Here is a 19,895-nt window from a genome sequence, read left to right on the forward strand (position 1 = left end):
TCACCGTTTCCGCCACGTCACCCCCACCGCCCCCTCGTCGGCGACGACCGCGACGTCACCGCGCTGATCGGTCCTGAACACCGCAGAACCGTTGCGCCGCAACACCTCCAGCACCTTTTGTGACGGGTGGCCGTAGTCGTTGTCCTTGCCGACGCTGATCACCGCCAACGGCGCAGCGACCACCGCCATGAGCTCCTCGTCGAGGTTGCCGGAGCCGTGGTGGGCAACCTTGACCACGTCGAACTCCCCGGCCTGCGCCTGCCACTGCGGGTCCCGCCTCAGCGCCAGCAGCACCGCGTGCGCAGCCTCGTGCTCGACGTCGCCGAGCAGGAGGAGGTCCACCGGACCCGAGCGGACGGCCAGCACGACGCTGGCGTTGTTCGGCACCGACCCGCTGGAGATGCGTCGCTGCGGCCACCACACCTGGGCCGTCACGCCGGGCCAGGCCAGGTGGTCCCCCACGGCCACCTCCCGGAGGGGTATGCCGCGTGCCCGCGTCCACGACTGCACCTCCTTCCACTGGTGGTCGGGATCGCGGACCGGGGTCGCCAGCACCTCACGGACCTCCCTCCCAGCGATGGCTCCCGGAAGCCCGTCGACGTGGTCTGCGTGGAAGTGCGTCAGCACGACCGAGTCGAGCACCTCGACATCGAGCCGTCGCAGGCACGCGTCGATCGCAGCCGGGTCGGGACCGGCATCGACGAGCACCGCGTGGCCAGGCGTGGTGGCAAGGACCAACCCGTCACCCTGCCCGACGTCGCACGCGACGAACCTCCAGCCCTCGGCAGGCCACGTCGCGGACGAGGTCGGCGCCGCTGCAGCAAGGACCAGCAACGCGGCTGACAGCATCGCGACCGGCCTCGAGCGGGCCGTGTGGGCCCACCAGCGTCCCGACGCGATGACGAGTGCAGTGACCGCCGCCAGGAGCACCGCGCCGGGAGCGCCGTCGGGCCACGGAAGGGTCCCGCCCGGGATGGTCGCGCAGGTGCGTGCGACCCACGCGATGCCCTGGGTGGGCAGTGCGCCGAGCCAGCACAGGACGGTGGCGCCCCAGGGCCACCAGGGTGCGACGAGGGCTGCCGCGACGCCGGTGACCGTGGCTGGCGCGACCAGTGGGGCAGCGAGGAGGTTGGCGAACACCCCGACCACCGAGACGCTGCCCTGGAGGAGGACGACGACCGGCGCGCACATCGCCTGTGCTGCAACGGGAATCGCGATCGCCGGACCCCACGAGCGGATACGACGTGGCAGCCGCCGCCCGATGGCCCGACCCCACGACCGGGTGAACACGAGCAGGCCGAGGGTGGCAAGCGTCGACAGTGCGAAACCGTAGGAGCGCGACAACCAGGGATCGGCGACGAGCAGGACCAGCACTGCCGACGAGAGGACCGGGATGCCGGCGGCCCGGCGCGATCGACTGAGGCCGATCAGGCCGATCGCCCCCATCGTCGCGGCTCGGACCACGCTGGGCTCTGGTCTCGCGAGCACCACGAAACCTGCCAGCGCGAGCCCGGCGACGAGCGGTCGCCATCGACGGCCCACGCCGAGCAGCCCGGCTGCGCCCAGGGCGAACGCGAGCACGATGGCGACGTTGCTCCCTGAGACGGCGCTGAGGTGGGTCATCCCTGTGGCGAGCATCGCGTCGGTGAGGTCCTGGGGCGTCCGGCTGGTGTCGCCGATCACCAGCGCAGGCAACAGGCCTCGCGCATCCCGAGGCAACGGCTCGGCGGCCTCGCGCAGCCCGGCACGGAGATGCTCCGCCCCGCGCTCCACCGGTCCCGGTCGATGGGTGGAGACCGGGCCGCCCATCGGCCGGATCACCGCGACGACGTCGTCACCGCCCTCGGCGGGGACGACCCTGCCCTTGACGCGCAGGCCCTCACGCCATTGGACGTGCTGCCATCGTTCGTCGGCCATCACGAGGACCGGGGTCCGAACCGCCGACCGGGTGCCGCGAGCAGAGACCTCGGTGGCGGTGAGCCGGAAACGGACCAGCACGGTGTCCCGCCCCGGCAGGGTGCGGACCGTCGGCTCGGTGGCGACCACCCCCTCGACGGTCACCACCGCGTGGGCCCGCGCCAGCGAGGTCAGCGGCCCAGCCGTCCGAGCTGCCGTGTGCCCAGCCGTCGAGACACCGACGAGGGCGACGGCGGCCAGGCACAGTCCCACCACCGTCCGCGCGGGCGAGCGGCCCCGCCCTCGGCCGCCGAGGGTCATCACCACGGCGGCGCAGCCCACCGCTCCTGCCGCCACGACGAGCAGGGCGGCCACCGGCCAGGCGAGGACCGCTGCCGTGAACGACCACGCGACCACGGCAGGGACCAGCAACCGCAGGTCCAAGGAGTTGGGCTGACCCAGGAAGGTCGACGACGAAGGGGACGACGGCTGCGGGGACGACGGCCCTGACGACATTGAGGGCACCGGCGTTGACGACCTCCTGGCGTCGCTCACACCGTCACCTTGGGCTGGAGCTGGCTGAAGATCTTCTCGCCGATGCCGCTCACCTCACCGAGCTCGTCGACCGACGCGAACCGACCGTGCTCGGTGCGCCAGTCGAGGATGCGCTGGGCCAGCACGGGGCCGACACCGGGAAGCTCCTCGAGCTCGGCAGCCGTCGCCCGGTTGAGGTCGAGCTTCACCCCTGCTGCACCTCCTGTTCCTCCTCCAACGGCCGCACCCCCAGTCGAGCCACCGGCGCTGCCGCCGGAGCCACCTGAGCCACCTGAGCCACCCGCACCACCTCCGGCTGCGCCCGTGCCATCGGCGGGCGGCGCAGACTCCCCCGGCTTCGGGATGCGCACCTGCTCGCCGTCGACCAGCGGCCGAGCCAGGTTCACCGCGGCCAGGTCGGCACCCCTGAGAGCACCGCCCGCCTTGGCGACGGCGTCGGCCACGCGGGAGCCTGCGGGCAGCGTGAGGATGCCGGGCTTCTTCACCTGACCGACGACATGGACGGTGAGCCCGGCAGCCCTGGTCGCCCCGCCTCCGGTCGCTGCCGCTGCGCCGGGCGGACCGCCGCCCCCGGACGCCGTGCTCGATGAGGCGAACCCGGTCGCTCCCGTGCCGCCGCCCACCACTGCTGACCCCGGCTGGGCCGGGGCGATCACCTCCGGGGTGCTGGCAGCGCGCGCCCAGGCCACCCGGACCCCGAACCCCACCGACGCGAGGACGGCGATGACGAGCAATCCAGCGACCGCTGCCCGCGGACCAGTCCACCGAGCGCCGGCCAAGGCCTCGGGCAGCGTCAGAAACCTTGGGTGCGGCGGCCCGGGACGACGGTGCCGCCCGCCGCGAGCAGCGCCCCGGGGGCGCTCGGCGCCATCGCCGGTGACGGCGCCCACGTCGGTGCCCGCGCCGGTGCCCGCGATCCAGTCGCGATCGGGTTGCCACGGCGTGAGCGACGGATCGGACGCCCGCGTTCGCCCGGTCGCCGACACACGGCTGCCGGACGACGACGTACGCTCTCCTGCAGTGTCACGCGTGCGATCACCTGGCCCCGCAGTCCCCTCCGGGCCCTGTCCCGATCCCAGCGACACCGAGGTCGAGGCGAGCAGGGCACGTAGGCGAGGTGAGGGTTCGGGCGGGCGGCGACGCAGCGGCATACGAGCACGCTAGGAAGGCAACCCCTCACCACCGCACCCACGGACGAATCCCTGTGGACAACGGTCAGCGAGGACTCAGGGTGTGGACGACGCGTCGCGGCGAGCCGAGACCCACAGCTCGATGTTGCGGCGGTGCCGGTAGATCACCAGCAGCGCCAGCACGACGCACCAGGCCCCGGTGTCCCGCGACCCGAACGGCACCCACTCCAGCCAGGACACCACCCCCAGCGCGAGCAGCAGCAGGCAGGCCGACACCGAGGCGCCCGCGACCCAGCGGAGCCGCCAAACGAGCACGACGAACACCAGCACCATCACCAGCGCGAACCACGGCTCCACCGCGAGGATCGCCCCCAGCGACGTCGCGACGCCCTTGCCGCCCTGACCCTTGAGGAACGGCGACCAGATGTGGCCGAGCACCACGGCCAGTCCGACGACCAACGCCGTGATCGATCCCAGGAAGTGCGCCGCGAGCAGCACCGGCAGCAGCCCCTTGAGGACGTCGAGGACGCCGACGACGACGCCCCACCTGGCGCCGAGGACACGTCCGGCGTTGGTGGCGCCCGGGTTGCCCGACCCCGACGTGCGCAGGTCCTTCCCGAGGATCTTGGCCAGGATCGTCGCCGGGTTCACGGCACCGAGGACGAAGGCCACGGCCGCAGCCACCGGCACCTTCGCCAGCTCCCAGAACGACGCGTGCTCCAGCAGGACGAGCGAGACCACGACCGGTCAGCCCTCCTGCGGAACGTCCGTCGCGGACCCCGGTGCCGGGCGTGGCGACACCGCGACTGCCAGCGTGCCGGGGCCGACGTGCGCCCCGACGACCGCGCCGAGCTCGACCACCGACACCTCGTGGGCCCTGGGGACCCGCGTCCGCAGCCGCTCGGCCAGGTCCTCGGCGCGCGCCGCGGAGTCGAGGTGGTGGACGGCGATGTCCACAGCACCGGTCGCCGCCGTCGCCGCCGCCGCTGCGATCTCCTCCAGCCGGGCCAGGGCGCGGGTCGAGGTGCGCACCTTCTCCAGCGGCCTGATGTGTCCGTCGACGAGCTCGAGGATGGGCTTGATGGCCAGCGCCGACCCGAGGAACGCCGATGCCGAACCGATCCGGCCGCCTCGGCGCAGGTGCTCGAGGGTGTCGACGTAGAAGACCACGCGCGCGCCCGCGGCACGCGAAAGTGCCTGTGCCGCAACCTCTTCCGCGGAGGCGCCGGAGGCAGCGAGCAGGGCGGCGGACACGACGCCATACCCCATCGCCATGCCCAACGAACGCGAGTCGACCACGTGCACGGGGACCGGGGACTGCTTCGCTGCGAGGTGGGCGGACTCCACGGTCGAGGACATGTCGGCGGAGATGTGGACCGAGACGACGGCGTCCGCGCCCCCGGCGGCAGCCTTCTCGTACGCCTCGAGGAACGCCTGCGGCGACGGGCGGGACGTCGACACCGGCCGGAACGCACGCAGCGCCGTCGCGACCTGCGAGGTGGTCACGTCCACACCCTCGCTGAACTCCGTGCCGCCGATGACCACGTGCAGCGGGACCACGTGGATGTGGTGGGCGTCGACGACCGACTGCGGCAGGTAGGCCGTGGAGTCGGTGACGATGGCGACGGACACGTCCGAAGGCTACCCGTGCAGGGCCACGGCGAGCAGCACCGCCGAGCCGAGGGCGAGGACCACCCGGACGTGGTTCCAGCGGGTCCACGACGCCCGGTATGCCGCCCACTCACCCGCGGCGCGCGGGTCACCGGAGTCGAGGGTCGCGAGGGCGTTGTTGCGGGGCACGTTCGCCGCGGCCGTCACCACGAACGCCAGGATGCCGAGGAGGCCGCCGAGGACGAGAAGGATGCCGTCACCGGAGAGTGACGATCCGGGCGCGACCCAGCCGGCGACCGGGGCGATGACCACGACGACCGAGCCCACCGCAGAGACCACCAGGGGCACCATGAGCAGGCTCCGGGGTGCGTCCTCGTTGATCCGCTGCATCGCGCGAATCCCCTCGGGCACGTCGAGGCGACCCAGGGAGCGCATCACGAACGCGGAGAACGAGAACAGCGCTCCCGAGAGCAGGGCCGAGGCCAGCGCGGTCAGCGCCACGACGACCTCGACCCAGCTCATCGCAGCGACCTAGACCGGCACGACGTTGACGAGCTTGGGCGCCCGCACGATGACCGTGCGGATGCCGCCCTCGGTCGCTGCCACGACCTTGGGGAGGGCGAGGACCTGCTCGCGCAGGGCGTCCTCGCTGATGTCGGCAGGCACCTCGAGGCGGTCGCGGACCTTGCCCTTGATCTGCACGACGCAGGTCACGGTGTCCTCGACCAGCAGCGCCGGGTCGGCCACCGGGAACGGCTCGAACGTCACCGTCTCGTCGTGTCCCAGCTTCGACCACAGCTCCTCGGCGATGTGCGGCGCCAGCGGAGCCGTCATGACGACGAGCTTCTCCGCTGCCTCTCGGGGCACGGCGTCGAGCTTGGTCAGGGCGTTGTTCAGCTCGATCAGCCGCGCGATGGCCGTGTTGAAGCCCAGCGTCGGGAAGTCGCGCGACACCGCGTCGATCGTCTTGTGCAGGGCTCGGGCGGTAGCGTCGTCGAGCGGTGCGTCGACGACCCGCAGCTCACCGGTCTCCTCGTCGATCACGTTGCGCCACAAGCGCTGCAGGAACCGCTGGGCCCCGACGACCGCCCGCGTCTCCCAGGGCTTGCTCAGCTCGAGCGGGCCCATCGACATCTCGTAGACGCGCAGGGTGTCGGCGCCGTACTGCTCGCACATCTCGTCGGGACTGACGACGTTGCCGAGCGACTTGCCGATCTTGCCGAACTCGCGCGTGACGGGCTGGCCCTGCCACGTGTAGGAGGGCTCGCCACCGTCGTGGTTCGGCACCTCGACGACCTCGGTCGCCTGGACGATCTGGCCCCGGTCGTCGCGGTAGGCGGGCGCCTGGATGTAGCCCTGGGAGAAGTACTTCCGGAACGGCTCGTCGCTGCTGACGTGACCCAGGTCGTAGAGCACCTTGTGCCAGAACCGGGCGTACAGCAGGTGCAGCACCGCGTGCTCGACGCCACCGATGTAGAGGTCGACACCGCCCGGATCCGTCACGCCCTCGGGAGCACCCGGGACGGTGGTGGCCTGCGGCCCCATCCAGTACTTCTCGTTCTCCGGGTCGACGAACGCGGCGTCGTTGGCCGGGTCGAGGTAGCGCAGGTAGTACCAGCAGGAGCCGGCCCAGTTGGGCATGGTGTTGGTCTCACGGCGGTACTTCTGCACGCCGCGGCCGTCGCCGAGGTCGAGCTCGACCTCGACCCACTCGCGCGCCCGACCCAGCGGCGGCTCGGGCTGCGAGGACGAGTCCTCGGGGTCGAAGGTCTTGGGAGAGTAGTCAGGGACGTCCGGCAGCTCCACGGGCAGCATCGACTCGGGCACCGCGTGGGCGACGCCGTCCTCGTCGAAGACGATGGGGAACGGCTCACCCCAGTAGCGCTGCCGGCTGAACAGCCAGTCGCGCAGCTTGTAGTTGACCGTGCCCTGTCCGAACCCCTTGGCGGACAACCACTCGATGATCGCGGCCTTGGCGTCGGCGACGGGCAGGCCGTCGAGCGAGATCTCGTCGTTGGACGAGTTGATGGCCGCACCCTCGCCGGTGAACGCCTGGTCCTCCGGGTGACTGTCGGACGGCTGCACGGTGCGGATGACCGGCAGCTCGTACTTCGCCGCGAAGTCCCAGTCGCGCTCGTCCTGCGCCGGCACGGCCATGATCGCGCCGGTGCCGTAACCCATCAGGACGTAGTCGGCGATGAACACCGGGACCTGCTGTCCCGTCACGGGATTCGTCGCGAAGGCGCCGGTGAAGACACCGGTCTTGTCCTTGCCCTCGGTCTGCCGCTCCAGGTCGCTCTTGCGCGACGCCGCCAACCGGTATGCCGCGACCGCCGCCGACGGTGACGCCTCACCGGACGTCCACGCCGGGTTGGTCCCCTCGGCCCAGTCACCGTCGGACACCAGGGTGTCGACCAGCGGGTGCTCGGGGGCCAAGACCATGAAGGTCGCGCCGAACAACGTGTCGGGCCGCGTCGTGAAGACCTCGATCGAGGCGTCGTGGCCGACGACCGGGAAGGCAACTCGAGCACCCTGGCTGCGACCGATCCAGTTGCGCTGCATGGCCTTGACCTTCTCCGGCCAGTCCACGCGGTCGAGGTCGTCGGCCAGGCGGTCGGAGTAGGAGGTGATGCGCATCATCCACTGGCGCAGGTTGGTCTTGAAGACGGGGTAGTTGCCGCGCTCAGAGCGACCGTCGTTCGTGACCTCCTCGTTGGAGAGCACGGTGCCCAGGCCCGGAGCCCAGTTGACGGGCGCCTCGGAGGTGTAGGCCAGGCGGAAGTCGTCGAGGACGTCGGACCGCTCGGCGGGGGTGAGCCCCGCCCAGTCGGCGCCACCGGGAACCGCGCGCGCGCCCGATACGAACTCCTGCACCAGCTCGTCGATCGGACGGGCCCTCCCCACTCCCCCGTCCGGACGGACGGCCTCCGGGTCGTACCAGGAGTTGAAGATCTGCAGGAAGATCCACTGGGTCCACTTGTAGTAGCCAGGGTCGATCGTCGCGATGGTGCGACGGTCGTCGTGACCCAGCCCCAGCCGCCGGAGCTGGCGCTTCATGACGACCATGTTGGCCTCGGTCGTCGTGCGCGGGTGCTGGCCCGTGCGGACGGCGTACTGCTCCGCGGGCAGGCCGAACGCGTCGTAGCCCAGGCAGTGCAGGACGTTCTTGCCGGTCATCCGGTGGTAGCGCGCGAAGACGTCGGTCGCGATGTAGCCCAACGGGTGGCCGACGTGCAGGCCCGCACCGCTGGGGTACGGGAACATGTCGAGGACGAGCAGCTTCTCGCGGTCGGCGACCTTGTCGGGCTCGGCCCAGGGACCGGCCGGGTTCGGCGCGCGGAAGGTGCCCTCGGCCTCCCAACGGTCCTGCCAGGCCAGCTCGATCTGCTGGGCCATCTCGGCGGTGTAGCGGTGCGGCGTCTCGCTCATCTCATCCTCGTGTCGTGTCGCGTCTGGCGGACGGGGTGCTGCTCTCGCTGCTCGTACCCACGACAGGCGGTACCCACAACAAAGCCCCTCGCGCAGGAGGGGCTGGCCGCGGCGGCCTCGGTGGTCCGGGGGCCGACGCGGCTATCGAAGGAGGAGCTGCCGTGCCATGCGCCTAGGTTAGCGCAGCCCAGTTCGGGCAGATCGGGAGCACGCGCCCGCTGACGGACCGCGCGTCAGTGGTGGAGTCCGTGGACGACGGCGTGGCCCCGGCCCCGGGCGATGAGCCACCGGTTGACCGGCACGGTGACGACGAAGGCGAGCGCGAGTGAGGTGGCCAGGGCGCCCCAGAAGAGCCAGCCGGCCAGGCCTGCGTCCATCGCGCCGGGCACGACGAGCATGACAGCGTTGTCGATCACCTCCATGACCGAGATCGACACGGTGTCGGCGGCCAGTGCCACGCCGAGGGCGGCCCTGAGCGCCAGCCCGGAGCCGAGCACGGACCGCATGGTCAGGGCGTAGCCGAAGACGAAGGCCAGGGCGACGGACAGGGCGACCGTCCCCAGGTCGTGCAGGCCGAGCGCGGTGCCGATGACCATGCCCAGCACCTCACCGATGGCGCATCCCGTGAGGCAGTGCAGGGTCGCTGCGACGGCCTGCTGCCACAGGGAGCTGCCGGAACTGGTCATCTCATGGGTGCCCATGACTCGTCGAACGATACCCCCAGGGGGTGTATTCCACGGGGCGGCGAGGCCGGTTGGGTCACGGCGCGCCGTCCCGACCGGGAACCGGGACCGCGGGCTAGGCCGCGGACGCCACGTCGACGAGGTCTCGTCGCAAGCCGTCGATGATGGACGTGAGCAGCCGCGACACCTGCATCTGGCTCACCCCGAGCACCGAGCCGATCTCCGACTGGGTGCGCTCCTCGACGAAGCGCAGGTGCACGATGAGCCGCTCGCGCTCGGTGAGGCGACGGACGCCGTCGCACACGACGCGCGAGCGCAGGAGGCTGTCGATGTCGGCGCTCTCACGCGCCACGACGTCCACCCCACCACCGTCCTCGTCACCGGGCAGGTCGAGCGAGACCGCGGTGTAGGCGGCGCCGGACTGCCGGGCGCTGCGCACCTCCTCGACGTCGACGGCGAGGGCGACGGCGAGCTCACCGGGCGTGGGCCAGCGCCGCAGGTCCTGGCTCAGCCTGTCCTCCTCGGCGATGACCTGGACCCGGACCTCCTGGAGGCGGCGGGGAGGACGAACGGCCCAGCCGGTGTCGCGGAAGTGGCGCTTCACCTCGCCGAGGATGGTCGGCAGGGCGTAGGAGACGAAACCGTTGCCGGCGCCGACGCGATAGCCGTTGGCGGCCTTGACCAGGGCCATGCGGCCGACCTGGACGAGGTCGTCGCTGTCGATGCCGCGCCCGCGGTAGCGGCGAGCGACCCGGTCGGGCAGGTCGAGGGTGAGCAGCACCGCCTGCTGGCGCAGCCTGCCCACCATGGCAGAGTCCCCGCAACCCTCGGCCTGGGCGAGCAGCTGGTCAGCCAGCTCGTGACCGGTCAACGGAGGGTTGGTGCCGTCCTCAGGGCTGCCACCCGAAGACGGGTTGGTGCTCGAGGATGGCTTGGCGGCCCGAGCCGAAACGGCCCCAGTGAGGGGGTTGGTGCCCGGAGCCGGACTCTGGGGTCGGAGTGCGATCGATGAAGCGGGTCGTGCGGCCATGAGGGTCCCATCACGTGGAGGAGAACCATGGCGCCTCTGTTGGACCACGTGTCTTCGTTTAAACACAACCACCGTAGAGCCCCACCCGCAACAGGGGAGCCTCCCCGGGCTGTGCCCGGCGACCGACGCGAGTGATACTGCTCCCATGTCACCGAGCATCCCCCTCGAGGCCACCGAGGCCTTCGCTTCCCTGGCCGAGCTCGTCTACTCCGGCGCCGACCACCAAGAGGTGCTGGACACGATCTGTCGACGGGCCGTCGACATCATCCCGGGTGCCGACCACGTCTCCATCGCGACGCTGGGCAAGGACCAGGCCCTGATCTCCCGGGCCGCCAGCGACGACGTGGCGTCACTCATGGACCGCCTCGAGACCGAGGCAGGTGAGGGTCCCTGCCTCGACAGCATCGTCGAGGAGTCCTTCCAGCGTGACGACGACATCACGAGCTTCTCGACCTGGCCGGCCCTCGCCGAGCTCACCATCGGCCGCACCCCGGTCCGCGGCATGATCGGCTACCGCCTGCAGCACGGCACCGACGGCCGGTCCGCGCTCAACGTCTTCTCCGACACTCCCGGCGCCCTCACCAGCGAGTCGGCCGACATCGGCGCCGTCCTCGCCGCCTTCACCTCGATCGCCCTCACGGCCGCCGAGCGGCAGGCGGACGTCGAGAACCTGCGTCGCGGTCTCGACAGCAACCGCGAGATCGGCAAGGCCGTGGGTCTGATCATGGCCGCCCACGACGTCGATGCCGACCAGGCGTTCGACATCCTGCGCAGCGCCTCGAGCCGCACCAACACCAAGCTCGCCGCGATCGCCGAGAAGATCACCGGCAGCCACGGTCGCAGCACGTCCTGACCCCGTCCCCGTGCTCGCGGGTCGCCGTTGTCGGTGCAGGGGTCTAGGTTGGGCAGAAGTAACCACTAGCCGGTCAAACCACGCGCCAGCTGCCCTGTCGGGCTCTGCTGACGCAGGCTCGACTCCCCTCCCTGGAGGAAGTCTTGAGCACGGTTGTCGCCTCGGTCCCGTCCGGTCACGTCTACGTCCGGCACCTGTCCCCCGTCCCTGCCACCCGCCCGACCGCTGCGCCGGGTGGGAGCCCGGCCGTGGTGCGGCTGCCCGACCCGCCATCGGGGTCGTCTCCGGACTCCCCGTGGTGGCCGCCGCGGATGCTCACGCCCGAGTGGGTCCACGAGCACGCGGACGAGTTCGACGTCATGCACGTGCACTTCGGGTTCGACGCCGTGTCGCCGGAGGACCTCCGCTCCGTCGTGGCCGCGCTCCGCGCGCACGACAAGCCCCTGGTCCTCACGGTGCACGACCTGCGCAACCCCCACCACGAGGACCCCGAGACCCATGAGGCCCAGCTGGGTGTCCTCGTGGCCGAGGCCGACGAGCTGATCACGCTCACCGAGGGCGCGGCGGCCAGCATCCTGCGCCGCTGGGGACGGGCCGCGACCGTGCTGCCGCACCCCCACGTCGTCTCCGACGAGTGGCTCAAGCAGCCGCGCATCGACGGCCAGGCGTTCGTCATCGGCATCCACGCCAAGAGCCTGCGCGCCAACATGGACCCGATCCCCCTCGTCGACGCGCTCCTCGAGGCGCTGCCCTCCCTGCCCGGCGCGGTGCTGCGGGTGGACGCCCACACCGACGTCATGACGGAGGGCTTCCCCCGCCACGACGCGGAGCTGTCCGCTCGCCTGCAGTCGCTGGCCGACGACGGACGGCTCGAGCTGGCGGTGCACGACTTCTTCACCGACGACGAGCTGTTCGCCTACCTGCACGGGCTCGACGTGTCGGTGCTCGCCTACCGCTTCGGCACCCACTCCGGCTGGCTCGAGGCCTGCCACGACCTCGGCACCTGGGTGGTGGCGCCCGACTGCGGCTTCTACGCCGACCAGCGCCCGGTCCTGTCGTATGCCGCGTCCGGCCCGAGCCGCGTGACCTCCTTCGTCGACGCCGTGCGGACGGCGCACGACCACTGGCTCGACGGTGACGTGGCGCCGCGCGCCTCGGTGCGCGAGCGCCATACCGAACGGGCCTCGCTGGCCAGGGCGCACGAGGCGATCTACACGCGGTCCGTCGCCCGCGCGGGACTGCGGAGGCTCGCATGCACGTCGTGATCCTCGCTTCGGCCCGCCACCCGCTGCAGCAGCCGTTCGCCGGTGGCCTGGAGTCGCTCACCTGGGCCCTGGTCAAGGGGCTGCGTGCCCGTGGGGTCGACGTGACGCTGTTCGCCGGACCGGGCAGCGACCCCGCTCTCGACGCCCGCGAGATCACCGTGCTGCCGTTGGAGCTCAGCGACGCTGCGCGCGCCGACGTCTCGATGCCGGCCGAGCCGTGGCTCCAGGAGCACCACGCCTACCTCCAGGTGATGCTCGAGCTGGCCGGGCGCACCGACGTGGACCTCATCCACAACAACAGCCTGCACCACCTCCCCGTGGCTCTGGCGCAGTCGTGCCCAGCCCCGATGCTCACCACGCTCCACACCCCGCCGACGCCGTGGCTGGAACCCGCGATCCGGCTGATGGACCAGCGCCGGTCGCAGTTCGTCGCCGTGAGCGGCTACACCGCGCAGCAGTGGGGTCACGTCACCGACGCTGCGGTCGTGCACAACGGGGTCGACACGGAGGTCTGGACGCCCGGCCTCGGCGGTGACGACCTCGTCTGGGTCGGTCGCGTCGTCCCCGAGAAGGCGCCCCACGAGGCGGTGCGCATCGCTGCCGCGAGCGGGCGCCACCTGCGACTGGCCGGGCCGATCGGCGACCCCGTCTACTTCCGCGAGGTGCTCCAACCCCTCCTCGGTCCGGCCGCCGAGTACGTCGGTCACCTCGACGTCCCCAGCCTCCGCACCCTGGTCGGGTCCAGCGCCGCGATGCTCGTGACCCCGGCGTGGGACGAGCCGTACGGCCTGGTCGCCGCCGAGGCGATGGCTTGCGGCACACCGGTGCTCGGCTACCGCCGTGGTGGGCTGCCGGAGTTCGTCATCGACGGCTGCGGCGTGCTCGTCGACCCCGGTGACGTCGCCGCTGCCGCTTCCGCGGTCGAGTCGGTCACGCGGCTGAGCAGGGACGCCTGCCGGGCCCACGCGGTCGAGCACTGCTCCCTCGACGCCATGGTGGACGCCTACCTCGACGTCTACCTCACCCTCAGCCGCGCCACCCTGGCCGCCGCGTGATCGGCTACTACGCGCACCACCAGGGCGCCGGCCACCTCACGCGCATGCAGAGCATCGCGGCCGTCCTCGACGAGCCGGTATGGGGCCTCAGCTCGGCTCCCTGCCCGCCCGGCTGGGAGGGCGGCTGGACGACCCTCGCCCGGGACGACGAGCCGTGGCCGGAGCACGTCGGCGACAGGGACGTGACCGCACACGGCGCCCTGCACTGGGTGCCGCAGCACCACCGCGGGCTCGCCCGGCGAGCCGCCCAGCTGACCGCCTGGGCCGCCGACGAGCAGCCCCGCGCCATCGTCGTCGACGTCTCGGTCGAGGTGGCCCTGCTGGCGCGGTTGTCCGGCGTGCCGACCGTCGTCGTGGCCATGCCGGGACGTCGCGAGGACCCGGCCCACCGGCTCGCGTACGACACCGCCGACGCCCTGCTCGCCCCGTGGCCGCGAGGTGCGCACGACCTGCACTGGCCTGACCGCTGGGTCGACAAGGCGTGGTTCGTCGGGGGGATCTCCCGCTTCGACGGTCGCGATGTGCCGACCTCGGCGTCGGTGTCGGCGGTCTCGTCGCAGTCCCCGGTGGACCCGGAGCAGCCGACCAACACCGGCGAGGAGCCACGGACCGTCCTGCTGCTGTGGGGTGCGGGCGGGCGCACGACCACCGCCGCCGACGTCCGCGCGGCCCAGGACGCCACCCCCGGCTGGACCTGGGTCGAACGCTCCCCCGCAGTCGACGGGACCCGGGACCTGTGGGACGAGCTCCAGCGGGCCGATGTCGTGGTCAGCCACGCCGGGCAGAACGCCGTCGCCGAGATCGCCGCCGCGCGCCGCCCGGCGGTCATCGTGGCGCAGCCCCGCCCGCACGCCGAGCAGGAGTCGACCGCCCGGCGCATCGACGACTGGCGCATCGCGGTGGGGCGCACCGACTGGCCCGAGGCCGACACCTGGCCCGAGCTGCTCGACCTCGCTGCCGCCCGTGGCGGTCACGGCTGGTCGCGCTGGTCCGACGGCACCGGCGCGCATCAGGTCGCCGACCACCTCGCCCGGCTCACCGCCGTGCCGGTCGCACCGTGACCACGCCTCGCCGCACGGCAGTCATCACCATCGCCCACGGCCGGCACGACCACCTGCGCGGCCAGCTCTGGGGACTGGCCCAGCAGAGCGCCCCTGCCGATCTGCACGTCGTCGTGGCGATGGGCGACCCCGCCATCACCGAGGTCGTTGCGCGGGAGACCTCCACCACCCTCGTCGTCGCGGTCGACCTCGACGACGACGGTGAGCTCCCCCTGGCCCGCGCGCGCAACGTCGGCGCCCGCGCCGCCATCGCGGCCGGGGCAGACCGGCTGGTGTTCCTCGACGTCGACTGCATCCCCGCCCCACCGACCCTGGAGCGGTACGCCGCCGTCCTCGACGCCGCGGTCGTCGCCGCACCTGTCGCCGCAGAGCCGGTCGCCGCCCGGCCGGTGGTCGCGTGCGGGACCGTGGCCTACCTGCCGCCCGTCGACCATCCCGAGGACTACCGCACCGACGCCCTCTCCGAACTGGCCGACCCGCACCCCGGTCGTCCAGTCCCCACCGGCGACGAGGTCCTCGTGGCCGACGACCTGCGCCTCTTCTGGTCGCTGTCCTTCGCCCTGACCTCCGCGGACTGGGAACGCCTCGGCGGGTTCAGCGAGGACTACCTCGGGTACGGCGCCGAGGACACCGACTTCGGTCAGCGCGTGAGGGACGCGAACGGCACGATGCTCTGGGTCGGTGGTGCCGCGGCATACCACCAGCACCACCCCACGGAGGCACCACCGGTGCGGCACCTCGTCTCGATCGTCCGCAACGCCAACGTCTTTCGTGAGCGGTGGGGATGGTTCCCGATGGAGGGGTGGCTGGCCGCCTTCTCCGAGCGCGGCCTCGCCGCGCTGGACCCGGCGAGCGACCGCTGGGTCGTCACGGCGTGAGACGGACCGCGCTGTCCGTTTTGGACTGCTTCCCCGGGGTACTCACGAGGTGGGGCCGTCCGGCTCCAACAGCGTGGGCCGGGCGGCTCACCCTTCCCCCGTCGAGGTTTGCGCGATGCCCTCACGGGGCACAGAACACCTAGGACGACGCGCGTGACCGGACCCGGTCGCCGCACCCCACGAGAGGACATCACCGGTGAAGGCACTGACTTGGCAGGGCAAGCGCGACGTGCGCGTGGAGGAGGTGCGCGACCCCGAGCTGGAGGCGCCCACCGACGCGATCATCAAGGTCACCTCGACGGCGATCTGCGGCTCCGACCTGCACCTGTACGAGGTCCTCGGCGCGTACCTCACGCCCGGTGACATCCTCGGTCACGAGACGATGGGGATCGTCGAGGAGGTCGGCCCCGAGGTCACCAACCTCAAGCCCGGCGACCGGGTCGTCATCCCGTTCAACATCTCCTGCGGCCACTGCTGGATGTGCACCCGTGGCCTGTTCGCCCAGTGCGAGACGACCCAGAACCGCGACCAGGGCAAGGGCGCGAGCCTGTTCGGCTACACCAGCTTGTACGGCGCGGTACCCGGTGGGCAGGCGGAGTACCTGCGCGTGCCGCAGGCTCAGTTCGGGCCGATCGTCGTGCCCGAGGGCCCGACCGACCAGCACTTCCTCTATCTCTCGGACATCCTGCCCACCGCGTGGCAGGGCGTGAAGTACGCCGAGGTGCCTCAGGGCGGGACCCTCGCCGTCATCGGGCTCGGTCCGGTCGGCCAGCTGGCCACCCGGATCGGCAAGCAGCTCGGCGCCGGCCGCGTCATCGGGGTCGACCTCGTCCCCGAGCGCCTGGCCCTGGCCCGCGAGCACGGGATCGAGACGCTCGACCTGCGCGAGGTCGACGACGTCGCCGAGGCACTCATCGAGATGACCGGTGGCCGCGGGCCCGACGGTGTCCTCGAGGCCGTCGGCATGGAGGCGCACGGCAACCCGGTCGCCAAGACCGCGCAGGCGGCGGTGGGCCTGCTCCCCGACGCGCTCGCCAAGCCCCTCATCGACAAGCTCGCGGTGGACCGGCTCGACGCGCTTCTGTCCGCGCTCAAGGCAGTGCGCCGCGGAGGCACCGTGTCGATCAGCGGCGTCTACGGCGGCGAGGTCGACCCGCTTCCGCTGATGGAGATGTTCGACCGCGGGATCTCGGTACGGATGGGCCAGTGCCACGTGAAGCGCTGGATCGACGAGATCATGCCGTTCGTCCTCGACCCCGCCGACCCGCTCGGTACGGCCCAGCTGGCGACCCACGTCCTGCCGCTCTCCGACGCAGCGCGGGGCTACGAGCTCTTCCAGGCCAAGGCCGACGGCTGCGTCAAGGTGGTCCTGCAACCGTGACCTCCCTCGCCGCCCGGACCGTCCTGGTCACCGGGGCCTCCAGCGGCATAGGGCGGGCGACCGCGATCCTGCTCGCCCGCCGGGGTGCCGACGTCGTCCTCGTCGCCCGGTCGCTCGCTCCGCTGGAGCAGGTCCAGGCCCAGTGCGTCGACCTCGGCGCACGGGCGCTGGTCGCCGTGGCGGACGTGGGCGATGCCGAAGCGGTCGCCGGCGCCTTCCGTTCGGCCGAGCGGGTCTTCGGTCGGGTCGACGCCGTCGTGCACGCTGCCGCAGTGCTGGCCTACGGCCGGTTCGAGGACGTGCCGGTCGAGGTCTTCGACGCGGCACTGCGGACCACCCTGGGTGGTACGGCGAACGTCGCGCGCAGCGCGCTGTCCGCCTTCTCCCTCTCCCCGGACGGCGGCTCTCTCGTCGTCGTCGGGTCGCTGCTCGGCAAGATCAGCACACCGTGGATGAGCTCCTACGTCACCGCCAAGTGGGGCGTCCACGGGCTCGTCCGGACCCTTCAGGTCGAGGCGCGGAGCACCCCCGGCATCCACGTCTCCCTCGTCTCCCCGGGTGGCGTGGACACCCCCGTCTACCTCCAGGCCGGGACCTACCTCGAGCGGCACGGACGGCCGCCGCCTCCGGTCGACTCCCCCGAGAAGGTGGCTCGGGCGATCGTCCGGGCGCTCACGCACCCCCGTCGCGAGGTCTCGGTGGGAGCAGCGAACCATGTTGCAGTGCTCGGGTTCCGAGTGTTTCCAGCGATCTTCGACCGCCTCGTCACCCCATTGATGCGCGCCGGAGGCATCTCCCGATCAGCGACTGCCAACTCGCCGGGCAACGTCCTGCATCCCCAACCCACGGGCGATGCCCTGCACGGCCGCTGGGGACGACACTGGCTGCGTCCGGCAGCCGTCGGGGCGGCAGCCACCGCCGCCACCCTCACCTCGTACGCAACCAGGAAGAAGCTCCGCCGATGAGCACCACGAGCAGCACCGACCACGAGGGCATCGTCACGGTGAGCCGTGACGTCGACGCTCCGGTCCAGGCCGTCTGGGACGTCCTGGCTGACGGCTGGGACTACGCCACCTGGGTGGTCGGCGCCTCCCGCGTCCGGGCCGTCGACCGTTCCTGGCCCGCCGAGGGCGCCCAGCTGCACCACTCGTTCGGGGTGTGGCCGCTTCTCATCTCCGACACCTCCAAGGTCATCGCCTCCACCCCGCCGACCGCCCTGACCCTCGTGGCGCGGGGCTGGCCGGCCGGGGAGGCCGCGGTCGTCATCACCGTCACCGCGCGCGGGGACGAGACCTGCACCGTCGCCATCGCCGAGGACGCGGTGAAGGGTCCAGGCGCGCTGGTGCCGAAGCCGTTGCGGCAGATGGCGATCGGGCCGCGCAACGTCGAAGCCCTGCGTCGGCTCGCCTATCTCGCCGAGGGCCGCTACCGCGAGCGCGTCACGTCCTGAGCAGGCGGTCCCACGCGGTGCGGGTCAGTGCCCGTCGGACGCCTCCGGTGAGCCCGTTGGCACCGAGCGCGGCCCGGGCGGCGTTCCAGCCGCAGGCTCCGTGGACTCCACCACCGGGGTGGGCTGAGGCGCTGGCGAGGTAGAGACCCGGGACGGGGGTCTCGGGTCGGCCCAGCCCCGGCGTGGGGCGGAACACCAGCTGCTGGTGCAGGGCCGACGTGCCGGCGTTGATCGCACCCCCGACGAGGCTCGCGTCCTCGCCCTGGAGGTCGGCGGGTCCCTGCACGTGGCGAGCAACCTGGCTGTCCCGGAAGCCCGGGGCGACGCGCTCGACCGCGTCTTCCATGCGCTCCACGTGGTCGGCGAGCTGTTGCTCGCCCCACTCGCCGTGCGGCACGTGGGTGTAGGCCCAGGCCGACTCGGTGCCGGCCGGGGACCGGGACGGGTCGGAGGTCGTCATCTGCCCGAAGAGCAGCAACGGCCGTTGCGGCACCCGCCCGACGGACAGGTCGGCGGCGAAGTCGACGAAGCCGTCGTTGTCGACGCCGAGGTGCACCGTCCCCGCCCCGCGGGCGGCGTCGGCCGTCCACGGCACCGGGCGGTCGAGCGCCCAGTTGACCTTGACCGTGGCGTTGTCCCACTGGAACCGGTCGAGGTCGCGGTGCAGCTTCGCCGGCAGCGGGTGGTCGGTGAGCAGCTCGCGGTAGAGGGTCGTCGCCGGCACGTCCGCGAGGACGCCACGGCGGGCGCGCAGCTCGGTGCCGTCGGCCAGCCTCACCCCGGTGGCCCGGTCGCCGCTGGTCGTCACGGACGTCACCGGGGTCCCCGTCAGGACCCGCACCCCTCGGCTCTCCGCCCGGCGCCGCAGCGCCCCGGCGAGCTCCCCGGCCCCGCCCTCGGGCACCGGGAACCCCACGTCCTGGCCGAGCATGCACAGCAGCCAGCCGAACAACCCGCTCCCAGCGGCATCGGGCGGGACGTCACTGTGCAGCGCGTTGCCGGTGAGCAGCAGCCCGGCCCCCTGCCCGGCGAACCGTTCCTGACCGATCCGCCTGGACGGGGTCACGGCGAGCCGCGCGAAGTCGAGCGTGCCCCCGGCGCCCATGCGGCGCACCATACGAAGGGCGGAGGAAGCTGGCGGGAACGGGGTGAACAGGGCGTCGAGCAACGGGTCGCGGATGCGGTCCCAGCCCTCGACGAGCTCCATCCACGCGTCACCGTCGCCGGGTGCCTCGGCGTCCAGACCGGCAGCGGTGTCCTCCGCCCGCGAGCACAGCAGCGCTGCGCTGCCGTCGTCGAGGGCGTGGGCGAGGACGTGCGGGGCGCGGCGCCAGACCAGGCCGTGCTCCTCGAGGTGCAGGTCCTGGATGATCGGGCTCGCGGCGGCGAGGGGGTAGAACGCACTGAACAGGTCGGTGGTCCACCCGGGCGCGGTCACCTCGGCGCTGCGGACCGCCCCACCGACCTCGTCGTTGGCCTCGACGAGGACGACGTCCCACCCTGCGTCGGCGAGGGCGTTGGCGGCCACGAGGCCGTTGGGTCCGGCGCCGACGACGACGGCATCTGCGGTGCTGACGGGCATGGGTTCCTTCGTCGGGGTTCGGGCTGGTGCGCCCAC

At 72.2% G+C, this 19,895-nt stretch carries 17 protein-coding genes; 8 read left to right on the top strand and 9 right to left on the bottom strand.

The window, feature by feature from the left end; all coding sequences use genetic code 11:
• From ABD286_RS04105 to ABD286_RS04140, 8 genes are all read right to left on the bottom strand, one after another.
• A complete protein-coding gene (locus ABD286_RS04105) occupies positions 1-2,340 on the bottom strand; it encodes a ComEC/Rec2 family competence protein (protein ID WP_344190542.1) in 2,340 nt (779 codons plus the stop codon).
• Positions 2,341-2,447: 107 nt separating this feature from the next.
• Entirely contained in the window at positions 2,448-3,185 is a 738-nt protein-coding gene (locus ABD286_RS04110) for a ComEA family DNA-binding protein (protein WP_344190544.1), read from the bottom strand.
• Between the two features lie 492 nt (positions 3,186-3,677).
• Positions 3,678-4,322, bottom strand: a complete 645-nt coding sequence (gene plsY, locus ABD286_RS04115; protein ID WP_344190546.1) for a glycerol-3-phosphate 1-O-acyltransferase PlsY — start codon at positions 4,320-4,322, stop codon at positions 3,678-3,680.
• Positions 4,323-4,328: 6 nt separating this feature from the next.
• A complete protein-coding gene (locus ABD286_RS04120; RefSeq protein WP_344190548.1) occupies positions 4,329-5,213 on the bottom strand; it encodes a DegV family protein in 885 nt (294 codons plus the stop codon).
• 9 nt (positions 5,214-5,222) lie between these two features.
• A complete protein-coding gene (locus ABD286_RS04125) occupies positions 5,223-5,714 on the bottom strand; it encodes an anthrone oxygenase family protein (protein WP_344190550.1) in 492 nt (163 codons plus the stop codon).
• Positions 5,715-5,723: 9 nt separating this feature from the next.
• Positions 5,724-8,621, bottom strand: a complete 2,898-nt coding sequence (gene leuS, locus ABD286_RS04130; RefSeq protein WP_344190552.1) for a leucine--tRNA ligase — start codon at positions 8,619-8,621, stop codon at positions 5,724-5,726.
• Positions 8,622-8,854: 233 nt separating this feature from the next.
• On the bottom strand, positions 8,855-9,322 hold the full coding sequence (locus ABD286_RS04135) for a DUF4396 domain-containing protein (RefSeq protein WP_344190554.1): 468 nt from the start codon (positions 9,320-9,322) through the stop codon (positions 8,855-8,857).
• A gap of 97 nt (positions 9,323-9,419) precedes the next feature.
• Entirely contained in the window at positions 9,420-10,175 is a 756-nt protein-coding gene (locus ABD286_RS04140; protein ID WP_344190556.1) for a sigma-70 family RNA polymerase sigma factor, read from the bottom strand.
• Between the two features lie 304 nt (positions 10,176-10,479).
• Here ABD286_RS04140 and ABD286_RS04145 point away from each other — a divergent pair, with 304 nt between their 5' ends.
• The 8 genes from ABD286_RS04145 to ABD286_RS04180 all read left to right on the top strand — a co-directional run bounded on the left by ABD286_RS04145 (position 10,480) and on the right by ABD286_RS04180 (position 18,277).
• Positions 10,480-11,187 (top strand): GAF and ANTAR domain-containing protein, encoded by a 708-nt coding sequence (locus ABD286_RS04145; RefSeq protein ID WP_344190558.1) that lies wholly within the window; start codon positions 10,480-10,482, stop codon positions 11,185-11,187.
• 143 nt (positions 11,188-11,330) lie between these two features.
• A complete protein-coding gene (locus tag ABD286_RS04150) occupies positions 11,331-12,452 on the top strand; it encodes a glycosyltransferase family protein (protein WP_344190560.1) in 1,122 nt (373 codons plus the stop codon).
• Positions 12,440-13,507, top strand: a complete 1,068-nt coding sequence (locus ABD286_RS04155; RefSeq protein WP_344190562.1) for a glycosyltransferase family 4 protein — start codon at positions 12,440-12,442, stop codon at positions 13,505-13,507. The genes ABD286_RS04150 and ABD286_RS04155 overlap by 13 nt, the downstream gene beginning before the upstream one ends.
• Positions 13,504-14,568: a glycosyltransferase gene (locus ABD286_RS04160; protein ID WP_344190564.1), complete on the top strand. Its 1,065-nt coding sequence runs from the start codon at positions 13,504-13,506 to the stop codon at positions 14,566-14,568. Before ABD286_RS04155 ends, ABD286_RS04160 begins: the two co-directional genes overlap by 4 nt.
• Positions 14,565-15,446 (top strand): glycosyltransferase family 2 protein, encoded by an 882-nt coding sequence (locus tag ABD286_RS04165; protein ID WP_344190567.1) that lies wholly within the window; start codon positions 14,565-14,567, stop codon positions 15,444-15,446. The genes ABD286_RS04160 and ABD286_RS04165 overlap by 4 nt, the downstream gene beginning before the upstream one ends.
• Before the next feature lie 196 nt (positions 15,447-15,642).
• Complete coding sequence (locus ABD286_RS04170) at positions 15,643-16,827, top strand: zinc-dependent alcohol dehydrogenase (RefSeq protein ID WP_344190569.1); 1,185 nt, start codon at positions 15,643-15,645, stop codon at positions 16,825-16,827.
• Positions 16,824-17,792 (top strand): SDR family NAD(P)-dependent oxidoreductase, encoded by a 969-nt coding sequence (locus tag ABD286_RS04175; RefSeq protein ID WP_344190571.1) that lies wholly within the window; start codon positions 16,824-16,826, stop codon positions 17,790-17,792. Before ABD286_RS04170 ends, ABD286_RS04175 begins: the two co-directional genes overlap by 4 nt.
• Entirely contained in the window at positions 17,789-18,277 is a 489-nt protein-coding gene (locus ABD286_RS04180; protein ID WP_344190573.1) for an SRPBCC family protein, read from the top strand. The genes ABD286_RS04175 and ABD286_RS04180 overlap by 4 nt, the downstream gene beginning before the upstream one ends.
• On the opposite strand, the gene ABD286_RS04185 is transcribed toward ABD286_RS04180, so the two are convergent.
• Positions 18,267-19,859, bottom strand: coding sequence for a phytoene desaturase family protein (locus ABD286_RS04185; RefSeq protein WP_344190575.1), 1,593 nt, complete (start codon positions 19,857-19,859; stop codon positions 18,267-18,269). The two genes, ABD286_RS04180 and ABD286_RS04185, sit on opposite strands and share 11 nt — an antisense overlap.
• Positions 19,860-19,895 lie beyond the last annotated feature (36 nt).

It is taken from the genome of Pedococcus aerophilus (genome assembly GCF_039532215.1).
GTDB classification, from domain to species: domain Bacteria; phylum Actinomycetota; class Actinomycetes; order Actinomycetales; family Dermatophilaceae; genus Pedococcus; species Pedococcus aerophilus.

What these genes read in the sequence shown, in the direction of transcription:
- ABD286_RS04125 (WP_344190550.1), bottom strand. Translation starts at nt 5,714, where the DNA reads ATGAGCTGGGTCGAGGTCGTCGTGGCGCTGACCGCGCTGGCCTCGGCC.
- ABD286_RS04185 (WP_344190575.1), bottom strand. Translation starts at nt 19,859, where the DNA reads ATGCCCGTCAGCACCGCAGATGCCGTCGTCGTCGGCGCCGGACCCAAC.
- leuS (WP_344190552.1), bottom strand. Translation starts at nt 8,621, where the DNA reads ATGAGCGAGACGCCGCACCGCTACACCGCCGAGATGGCCCAGCAGATC.
- ABD286_RS04145 (WP_344190558.1), top strand. Translation starts at nt 10,480, where the DNA reads ATGTCACCGAGCATCCCCCTCGAGGCCACCGAGGCCTTCGCTTCCCTG.
- ABD286_RS04155 (WP_344190562.1), top strand. Translation starts at nt 12,440, where the DNA reads ATGCACGTCGTGATCCTCGCTTCGGCCCGCCACCCGCTGCAGCAGCCG.
- ABD286_RS04180 (WP_344190573.1), top strand. Translation starts at nt 17,789, where the DNA reads ATGAGCACCACGAGCAGCACCGACCACGAGGGCATCGTCACGGTGAGC.
- ABD286_RS04135 (WP_344190554.1), bottom strand. Translation starts at nt 9,322, where the DNA reads ATGGGCACCCATGAGATGACCAGTTCCGGCAGCTCCCTGTGGCAGCAG.